We start from the raw sequence: 10676 nt of genomic DNA on the forward strand, positions 1-10676 counted from the left end.
AAGAAAATAAATAGAGACTGCAAGCGTAATCATCTCAGCAAGAGGTATTGCAAACCAAATTCCATTTTCAAATAAATAAGGAAGGGTTATAAGACCCAACACAGTGAACACAAATGTTCTAAGAGAAGAAATCAGCGCTGATACCTTTCCATTTGATATAGCTGTAAAAAAGCTAGAGGCGTAAATATTAAATCCAGCAAAAATATAATTTACAGAAAAAATTTTATACCCTAAAAGTGTGATATCGTAGGCAGAAGAATCAGCGGGAATAAAAATTCCGACGACTTGTTTAGAAAAAATAAACGCAGATAAAATCATAAGTACAGACATATATCCGATTGTATTTTTGCATATTTTAGTAATTCTATCGAACTGTTCTCTATTTTGGCTACCGTAATTATAGCTGATAACAGGTGCAACTCCTTCAGAAAAGCCCATAAATATAGAAGTAAACAAAAACTGAGTATACAAAACTACAGTAAATGCAGCTACACCGTCTTCACCCACTAATTTGAGCATGGTGTAGTTTATCAAAAGAGTAGTCACACTGACTGCTAAATTGCTTATAAGCTCAGATGAACCATTACCACAAGCCTTTAAAATAGTATCAATACAAAAGTTGCTTTTTACAAAGTATAGATCTCCTTTTCGAACAAATGTAAAATAAACTAATGCAAACACACATGGAATCAAATATCCAGTTACAGTGGCAAGGGAAGCACCCGCTATACCCATGTTAAATATTTTTATAAAAACATAATCTAAAACAGCATTTGTAACTCCAGCAGCAGTAGATAAAAACAGCCCCACACCAGGCATGCTAGCAGTTATAAAGAAATTACTAAACATTATTTGGACTATCATAGCCGGCATAAACCAAATTTGAATTTTATAATAATCCACACAATAGGGCATCAATCGTTCATTTGCACCTAATAGGTGGAGAATTTCATTCATAAAAATATATCCTAAAATAGATATTACCGTGCTAACTATTAATCCAAGCACTACAATTCTAGTAAAATTTTTGCGAGCCTCATCAGGCTTATTCATACCTAGATTTATACCTATAATCGCACTTCCGCCAGTTCCAAGCATTATACCGATTCCGACTACGACACTGATAAATGGATAGACGATATTTACAGCAGATAGAGCATCTGTCCCCACTAAATTTGAAATAAAAAGTCCATCTACACTTTGATATAACGAGACGAACATCATATTTATCATAGACGGAAATGAAAAAAGCAAAAGCTCGAATGTATTAAAATTTTTTTTAATCGACATCTCCATAAAAATACCTCCTCGATTTGATATTTTGTATAAAATTATTGCACGTTAATTCAATTTAGTTTTAAAATAAAGAATATAATAAATATATCACAAGGGGATAAAATTATGAAGATACAAAGAACTGAATGGGGATATATAGAGTGGAGACATATCCACGACGAAAACGACAAAAAACAGCTCATGGATATCAGAATATCTGTAGTTCTCCCTGGAAAGAGTCAGCCAAGGCACACCCATTATAGCGAGGAGCAAATGCTTTACGTTATATCGGGGGAAGGCATTCACGTGATAAACGGAAACAAAAAACACGTAAAGGCCGGCGATTTTGTATATATAGACGGTGGAGCTACCCATGAGACGCACAATATAGGAGAGGTTCCTCTTAGAGAATTATTAGTATCAAATCCAGTCATAGTAAATAATTACGACTATGAAGCACAAAATTTGGATGGATTAAAAAGCATAATAGAGACGATACAAACTCAATTTATAGAGCCACTCAATATACCTATAACTATTTACGATGCTTCATGGAATCTACTTTTACAGACAAAATGCTTCAACAACTACTGCATAAAGACGTGCGGATTATTAAATGGTAGATTTGCATATTGCGAATGCTTAACTCCTAAAAATAATTCAGAGGATGAGCAGTATTCGTTTAAATGTAGTCATGGACTTACTATTTATCATATACCTATAATTTACGAGGGTGATATAATAGGTTATATAAGAGGTGGGCACATATTGCTTGCATCAGACGGCAAGAAAAACGATCACAAGGATATTTACGATACGCCGACTGGAACAGCCCTGAGCATAAAGAGACTTCTTATTCAAATCGCAAAGAGCATAGTGAATTACTACGGATTTACAAATTTGAGACACGAAGTCCAAGAGAAAAATATGGCTATAGAAAAAAATTCGAAATTAGGAGAAGAACTAAAAAACAACCTAATAAAGGAAAAAGAAAAGGTAACAAATTTGAAGATAAATCACCATTTTTTATTCAATACTTTAAATTCTATGGCTAGTATGGCGCTTGAAAATGATTGTTTTGACCTGTATAGTGCTATAATTGATTTAAGTAAGCTTTTTAGATATACGATGAAGGTAGAGTCTGAGTTTACTGAGCTTGAGAAGGAAATAGATTATGTAAAAAAATATTTGAATCTTCAAAAAATAAGATATGGAGATGAGCTAGAAATAGAGTACGATTTAGATGAGGCATATAATAAAATAAGTGTCCCATTTAATTTTTTACAGCCAATAGTAGAAAATGCATTTGTCCATGGATTTAAAGACAGTGTAGATAAGAAGAAATTAAAAATATCTACTGGACTATATGAAGACAGAGTCAGAATAGTTGTAAAAAATAACGGATCGTATTTATCTGATCACGATGTTTGCGTAGTTATACAAAAAATACACAGCAACAGTGGTCATGGACTATCTTTAATACACAATAAGTTGCAGTTTGCGTTTGGAAACAATTTTAAAATGGATGTTATTTCAAACGAAAAGGATCAGACTAATTTTATTTTAGATATTCCGATAGTCAATATGATTAAAAATAATAATTTATAGGAGGAAGACGATGTTTGATAAAGCTTATGTTACAAAGGATGTAGATATATTTGAAGGTGATAGCAAATTTTTACCAGATTTATTATATGCAGGTGTAGTTAGTCACGGAAGTAATTTAAATGGATTTATGTTAAAGGCTCAAGGAGAAGGACCTCATCCAACAGCATTATTATTACATGGATTTCCAGGCTACGACGATCCAATAGATCTAGCACATGCACTTAGAAGATGTGGTATGAATGTATTGAGATTCCACTACAGAGGTTGCTGGGGAGTAAAGGGAGATTATTCATTTACACATTGTATGGAGGACGTAAAGGCTGGAATAGATTATTTAGTCGACGAAAATACAGTAAAAGAATTCAATATAGATACAGATAATCTATTTTTAATAGGCCACAGTATGGGTGGATTTATGACATTAACTCATGCCTGCGATGAAAGAATAAAGGCATCTGTAGCTATCAGTCCATATGATTTCGGTCTTATAGGAAAAATCGGTCATTACGATGAAAAGGAAAAAGACGAGGCATTTGAAATGTACAAAACTGCTTTAGCTCCTTTAAACGGGACAAGTGCAGAAGCGCTAATGCAAGAATGCCTAGACAACGGAGATAAGTGGAACCTTCCAGATAAGGCAGAAGCTTTAGCAAATGAAAAGCTCCTTATAACTGTTGGAACTAGAGATACAGTCAGCAAAAAATACTTACACCACGATAAATTAGCCAGCGAAATCAAAAAATACAACAAAAACAATTTAACTGAAGCATTTGCAGATACAGATCATTCTTACGCCAACAAGAGAGTTTGGCTAGCTCAAACAGTAGCTGAATTTTTAGAGAAAATAATAAATGAAAAATAGAGATATCTGATTTGATAGATATGTAATAATTATATATAAAAACTGAGGAGAGACGAAATTGATAAAAACAGTAATTATAGATGATGAACCAGCGGTAGTTTCTATTATTAAGTATTTTGTAAAAAAAGAGAATTTACCTCTTGATATAGTTGGGACTGCGAGCAGAGGAGATGAAGGAATAGAGCTTATAAACAAATTAAAGCCTCAGCTAGTATTTCTAGATATAAAGATGCCTGTAGTAGATGGATTCGAAGTTATGAAGTCTGTCTCAGATACAAAGTTTATAGTTATAACTGCATTTGAATCGTTTGAATACGCTCAAAAATCGTTGCGCCTTGGAGCGAAGGATATAATACTAAAGCCAATTGAATTCGAGCAGCTTACAGCATCTATCAATAGAGTTATGGGATGGAAGTTTACATCTAATAATACTGTAAACGATGTAATACAATATATTCATTCAAATTACGATAAAAAAATAGAACTTAAAGCTATAGCAGCTAATTTATATTTATCTCCTGACTATATATCAAAGCTATTTAAAACTCATATGGGAACTACTATAAATAAATACATAAACAAGGTACGTATAGATAAGGCGATAGAATTATTCGATAACGGAGAGTTAAGCGTAAAGGAGGTCGCCCTTATGACTGGGTACGACAGCTTGAATAATTTCTATAAAAATTTTAAAAACGCGACAGGAAAGACGCCTGCTATGTACCTTTCTGAAAAAAATAAATAGAGGTAATTTTAGGAAGTGAAGATATGAAAGTTGCTTTGATTGCGCCAGTATATACGGCAAATGTTATAAAGGATATTGTTCAACAAAATATAGACGATATAGATGTAGATTTTGTGATTTATGACGATTATACAAAAGCAGTGAGAATTGTCGGGAGCATACAGAGAAAGTACGATGCAATAATGTTTGTCGGCGTAGTAGTTTATAAATTTGTAAAATCCTATTTGAAAGAGGAGTGTATATGGGGATATTTTCCTCTACATGAAAGTGCCCTGTCGATTGCTCTTTTAAAAGCATTGTATTTGAAAAAGAATATAAAAAATATAAGTATAGATACATATTCAAAAAATACTATTGAAGAGGTATACAAAGCTATTGGTATAGATGTAGATGATGTAAATATTATGCTTTACGAAGTAGATGAATATAGAAATGATATAACAGAAGAGGTTATAAATTTTCATAAAGCTAATTTAGAAAAACACGATGATGTTTGTATAATTACGGCTTTGAGTGATGTAAAAAGACTTCTTGATGATGAAAAAATCGATAGCTATATGGTGACACCGACTAAAAGTATTATAATAGATAGCTTTCAAAATTTATATTTAAAATATACAGCAAAGATAAATGCAAACAGTATGGTTGTAGCCATTTTTGTGGAAATAGATTTTCCAGACTCTTATTCTATAATAAGTAGAAATGAGTATTATTATGTGAAGGAGAAAAATAAAGTTACAGAAAGTATCTATGAATTTGCAAATAAAATAGAGGCTGCTGTAATTGAATTTAGCTATAATACATATATAATGATTTCTACAAAAAAAATACTGGAAACAGAGACAGAAAATTATACAAAAATAGATTTGCTAAAGGATATTGGGGAAAAGTCCTTAAATAAAATTTCAATGGGAATTGGATACGGTAAGACTGCTAGTGAAGCTAAGTATAAGGCTAACGATGCCGTCAGAAAGGCCAAGGGTTATCCAAATGAAAATGTAGCATATATTATATATGAGGATGGAAGAATTATCGGACCTGTAAAGGCGAATATAGAGAATAAAAAAGAAATAGCAGTTAACGATAGGCTACTTAAAATAGCAGAGATAACAAATGTCAGCATAAAAAAAATATTGGCTTTTTACAATGCTATAGATACATGTAAAAAAGATCGATTTACGGCAGACGAATTGTCAAAGCAATGTGATATGTCCTATAGAACTGTAAATAGAGCTATTAATAAGCTAGAAAGCTATGGATATGTAGAGGTTGTAGGTAAGCATTTTGAAGACGGTTCAGGTAGACCGAGAAGAATAATAAAATTTAAATTTTAACAATATTAAAAAGACATATTAAAAATGTGATAATCTAGAAATTTTAATATGTCTTTTTTATTGTAAATGAGCAAATATACAAAAAATATAGAAAATTTCAAAAAAATATTTCGTATATATTTTAGCAAAATAATTATCAATATGCTAATAATATAGAAAAAATATAATACAAATAAATGTAAAAAAAATAAGGTCAAATTTTTGTAAAAAAAATATTATTTTGTTAAAAATTAGTATTTCCAATGCTTTAAAAAAATTTAACTTGTAATAAAATTTTTAATTATGTAAAAAAATGTATTTATTTTTAGAATTATTGACATTTTTGTGTCATTTTAAAGTCAAATGTGTTATCCTATAATTTAGATATATACAAAAATTGTATAATTTAGAAATTAATTGAATTAAAAGTTTAACGGGGAGGCAGGTTATGAACCAAAAATTAGAAGATTTATGGGAAAAGCATTATGAAAGGGTATATGAAATAAGACATCAAATTCATATGAATCCAGAAGTAGGATTTGAAGAATACGAAACTTCTAAATTGATAGCATCTGAATTAGAAAAATTAGGAATTGAAGTTACTAAAAATGTAGCAAAAACTGGTGTTGTAGGTCTAATAAAAGGAGGACATCCTGGAAAAACTGTAGCACTTAGAGCAGATATGGATGCTCTTAGAGTAAATGAAGAATCAAATTGTGAATTTAAATCTAAGGTTCCTGGAGTAATGCATGCTTGTGGACACGATGGACATACAGCAAGTCTTTTAGGTGTTGCAATGATGTTAAACGAAATAAAAGATGAATTACACGGTAATGTAAAATTAATATTCCAACCAGCAGAAGAGGTTGAAGGTGGAGCATTGCCAATGATTAATGAGGGAGTTTTAGAAAATCCAAAGGTAGACGCAATATTCGGTGGACATCTATGGGGAAGTGTTGAAGCAGGAAAGGTTGCAGTAAAACACGGAGCTATGATGGCATCACCTGATATATTTACAGTAAAAATAACAGGAAAAGGTGGACATGGAGGAGTACCTCATGCAACTATAGATCCAGTTCCAATGATGGCTCAGGTTATAAATGCTTTCCAAACTATAGTTAGTAGAAAAAATGATCCAACAAATCCATTTGTAATATCTTGTTGTAACGTGCATTCTGGTGAATGTCACAACGCTATACCAACAGAAGCTATAATCCAAGGAACAGTTAGAACTTTAAATGAAGAAACTAGAACTTGGGCAGAACACACAATGGAACAATTTGTAAAAGGTATAGTTGAGCCTCAAGGTGCTAGCTATGAATTTGAATTTATTAGACAATTCCCACCTCTAATAAATGATAAAGAAGCTACAGATGTACTAGAAGGAGCTACTAAAAAAATAGTAGGAGATGAAAATGTATACGAGCTTCCTACACCATCTATGGGTGGCGAAGATTTCGCATTTTTCTCTGAAAGAGTACCTGCATCATTTGCATTTGTAGGAATGGCAGAAGATATAAATAATCCTATATTGCATCACAATGCTAAATTTGCTTGGGAAGATAAGCATATGAAAAACCTATCACTAAGCTTAGCACAAGCTGCTATAGATTATTTAAATAACTAAGTTATTAGCTATTTAGTAAAAAGCGACAAAAAAAGAATTATATTGAATAATTATATTTATGTTTATTTATATAAAAGCTTTTTGTTAAATAGTTAAAATAAATAAATATAAAGGGAGGTTTTCGTTTTGGAAAAGAAACAAGCTACCGCAGAAAAACAAAGTCTGTTTATGAGATTCTTAAATGGAGTAGAAAGAGTTGGTAATAAACTACCAGACCCAGTAACAATATTCTTCATTTTATGGTTTGTTGTTATTGCTATATCAGCTATAGTAGCAAAATCTGGTGTTACAGCAGTCCATCCAGGTACAGGAGAAACTGTTGTGGGGATAAACTTATTATCAAAAGAACAAATGCAATTATTCTTAAAGAGTATACTTACTAACTTTACAGGATTTGCGCCTTTAGGACTAGTTTTAGTTACAATGCTTGGTGCAGGTCTAGCAGAAAAAGTAGGAATGATGGAAGTAATGTTAAAATCAGTTACAAACAAAATTCCTAAAAAATCAGTTACAGCTGCAGTTATATTCATAGGTATAATGGCTAATGCTGTTGCTGATGCTGGTTTCGTTGTATTCCCACCATTAGCTGCATTAATTTACATAGGAATCGGTAGACATCCATTAACTGGTATGTTCGCTGCATATGCAGGTGTTGCTGCAGGTTTCTCAGCTAACTTAATCATCTCTATGCTAGATGCTTTAGTTGCAGGATTTACTATCCCAGCTGCACAAATAATCGATCCTAGCTATACAAGTACTCCAGCAATGAACTACTATTTCTTAATAGTATCATGCTTTATATTAACAGCTATAGGTACTTTTGTAACTGAAAAATACATAGCACCACGTTTTGATGGAACTCCATATGAAGATACTGGATACGATGCTAATGCAGAAGTATCACCAGCAGAAAAGAAAGGTTTAAAATATGCTGGTATAGCAGTTTTAATCTACATAGTAATAGTAGTTGCATTATGTATAGGACCTAACGCATTCATGAAAGACCCAGAAACAGGTTCATTATTAGCATCATCTGCTCCATTAATGGCAGGTATGGTTCCACTTATCACTTTATTATTCTTCATACCTGGTGTTATATATGGTGTAGTTGCTGGTAAAATTAAAAATGATAAAGACGTAGCAGCTTTATTATATGAATCAATGGCTGGTATGGGATCTTACATAGTTTTAGCATTTGCTGCAGGTCAATTCTTAGCATTATTCAACTCATCAAATATGAGTGCATTACTTGCTATAAAAGGTGCTGAATGGTTAAAGAATATAGGATTAACTGGTCCAGTTCTAATAATAGCATTCGTTATATTCGCTTGCTTCATAAACATGTTCGTAGGAAGCTGTTCTGCTAAATGGGCTATAATGGCTCCAATATTCGTTCCAATGTTTATGTTATTAGGATATTCTCCAGCTTTAACTCAAATGGCTTACAGAATAGGTGACTCAATAACTAACCCAATATCACCAATATTCACATACTTCCCAGTTATACTTGCTTATGCTAAGAAGTACGATAAGGATACTGGTATGGGTACAATAATGGCAGCTATGCTACCATATTCTATGATATTCCTTGTTGCTTGGATAGTATTGCTATTAATATTCATGTTAGCAAACATACCTCTAGGACCAAATGGAAATATCTATATATAGGGTATAAAATACAAGATATAAATCTCGCAAATAAATTTTGATGTAGATTTAGATATAATTGACTAATATTGAAGAGCTATATCAATTTTGAGATAGCTCTTTAATTCATTAGAATAAAATTTATTAAGTATAAATTGATTAAAGAAAAGAGGAAATTAAAATGGAAATAAAAGAATTAGCAAAGCAAAACAAAGATTATGTTATCTCATTGAGAAGACATTTCCATCAATATCCAGAACCTAGTATGCAAGAATTTGAAACTACTAAAAAAATAAAAGAAGAATTAGATAAAATGGGAGTAGAATACGTAAGTGCTGGTGACACTGGGGTTATAGCCACTATAAAGGGTGCAAATCCAGGAAAAACAATAGCTCTTAGAGCTGATATAGATGCATTAAGCGTAGATGAGCTTACAGATTTTGAATTCAAATCTAAAAACGAAGGTATGATGCATGCTTGTGGTCATGACTGCCATATATCTATGCTTTTGGGAGCAGCAAAGATACTTACTGAAATAAAAGATCAAATAAACGGTACTGTAAGACTTGTATTCCAACCAGCAGAAGAAACTGGTAAGGGTGCATTTGAAATGATAAAACACGGTGCAGTAGACGGTGTAGATGCTATATTTGGTATGCATATATGGGCAGATGTTCCAGTAGGAAAAGTATCTATAGAACCTGGCCCAAGAATGGCGTCTGCAGACTGGTTCTACATAAATGTAAAAGGTAAAGGTGGACATGGTTCTCAACCAGAAAACTGTATAGATGCTGTAGTTGCAAGTTCTGCAATCGTTATGAATTTACAATCAATAGTAAGTAGAGAAACAAAACCAGATAATCCATTAGTTCTTACTGTAGGTATGTTAAAATCAGGAACTAGATTTAATGTAGTAGCTGAAGATGGATATATGGAAGGTACTACTAGATGCTTTGATCCAGAGCTTAGAAAACAACTACCTGTAATGATGGAAAGAGTAATCAAAAATACTGCTGAAGCATTCAGAGCAGAAGCTACATTAGATTTTGACTTCGCTGTTGCTGCAACAATAAACGACCCTCAATGTGCTGAAATAGGACAAGGTTCAGTTGAAAAAATATTAGGAAAAGAAGGAAACTACCACTTTGAAAAATTAACTGGTGGAGAAGATTTCGCTCACTACCTAGAACATGTTCCAGGTGCAATAGCATTTTTAGGCTGCAGAAATGAAGAAAAAGGATGCTGCTATGCTCATCACAACGGTAAATTCGCTGTAGATGAAGATGCATTAGAAACAGGAGCTGCTTTATATGCTCAATATGCTGTAGATTTCTTAAATAAATACGAAAAATAATAACTTAGATAAATCTTATAGTGGATAAGTATTATAGTAAAATAAAAACTGGCAAGGTAGATTTAGAGTCTATTTTGTCAGTTTTTTATTTGTCGAAAATTATAAAATATTTAATGGAAAATATCGATAATTATATATTTTTTAAAATATAATTCTATTATTAATATAAAAAAATAAATATTTTAGACAAAAATATCTGAAAAGATAAAAAAAAGTCCGGTTATGATACTTTGCATAGATGTATA

Annotated in this window: 8 protein-coding genes; 7 read left to right on the forward strand and 1 reads right to left on the reverse strand. The window is 32.0% G+C overall.

Translation table 11 applies throughout. The annotated features are described in order from the left end of the window. Positions 1–1296: MATE family efflux transporter (locus tag ACI3VO_RS15155; protein ID WP_439758721.1), on the reverse strand; the 1296-nt coding region annotated here is incomplete at its 3' end. 105 nt (positions 1297–1401) lie between these two features. Between ACI3VO_RS15155 and ACI3VO_RS15160 the strand changes: the two genes are divergently transcribed. From ACI3VO_RS15160 to ACI3VO_RS15190, 7 genes are all read left to right on the forward strand, one after another. Continuing rightward, on the forward strand, positions 1402–2883 hold the full coding sequence (locus tag ACI3VO_RS15160; RefSeq protein ID WP_439758722.1) for a histidine kinase: 1482 nt from the start codon (positions 1402–1404) through the stop codon (positions 2881–2883). A 10-nt stretch (positions 2884–2893) separates the two neighbouring features. Further along, the gene (locus tag ACI3VO_RS15165) at positions 2894–3745 is read left to right on the forward strand and encodes an alpha/beta hydrolase family protein (RefSeq protein WP_439758723.1); all 852 of its coding nucleotides are present in this window, start codon (positions 2894–2896) and stop codon (positions 3743–3745) included. Positions 3746–3803: 58 nt separating this feature from the next. Further along, the gene (locus ACI3VO_RS15170) at positions 3804–4490 is read left to right on the forward strand and encodes a response regulator transcription factor (protein ID WP_439758724.1); all 687 of its coding nucleotides are present in this window, start codon (positions 3804–3806) and stop codon (positions 4488–4490) included. A 23-nt stretch (positions 4491–4513) separates the two neighbouring features. Then, the gene (locus ACI3VO_RS15175) at positions 4514–5824 is read left to right on the forward strand and encodes a winged helix-turn-helix transcriptional regulator (RefSeq protein WP_439758725.1); all 1311 of its coding nucleotides are present in this window, start codon (positions 4514–4516) and stop codon (positions 5822–5824) included. A 427-nt stretch (positions 5825–6251) separates the two neighbouring features. Next, positions 6252–7430, forward strand: coding sequence for a M20 metallopeptidase family protein (locus tag ACI3VO_RS15180; protein ID WP_439758726.1), 1179 nt, complete (start codon positions 6252–6254; stop codon positions 7428–7430). A gap of 168 nt (positions 7431–7598) precedes the next feature. Further along, positions 7599–9098, forward strand: a complete 1500-nt coding sequence (locus tag ACI3VO_RS15185; protein WP_439758728.1) for an AbgT family transporter — start codon at positions 7599–7601, stop codon at positions 9096–9098. Between the two features lie 160 nt (positions 9099–9258). Continuing rightward, a complete protein-coding gene (locus tag ACI3VO_RS15190) occupies positions 9259–10431 on the forward strand; it encodes a M20 family metallopeptidase (protein WP_439758727.1) in 1173 nt (390 codons plus the stop codon). The last annotated feature ends 245 nt before the right edge of the window (positions 10432–10676 follow it).

The sequence above is a fragment of the Intestinibacter sp. genome (genome assembly GCF_051866655.1).
Lineage (GTDB): Bacteria > Bacillota > Clostridia > Peptostreptococcales > Peptostreptococcaceae > Intestinibacter.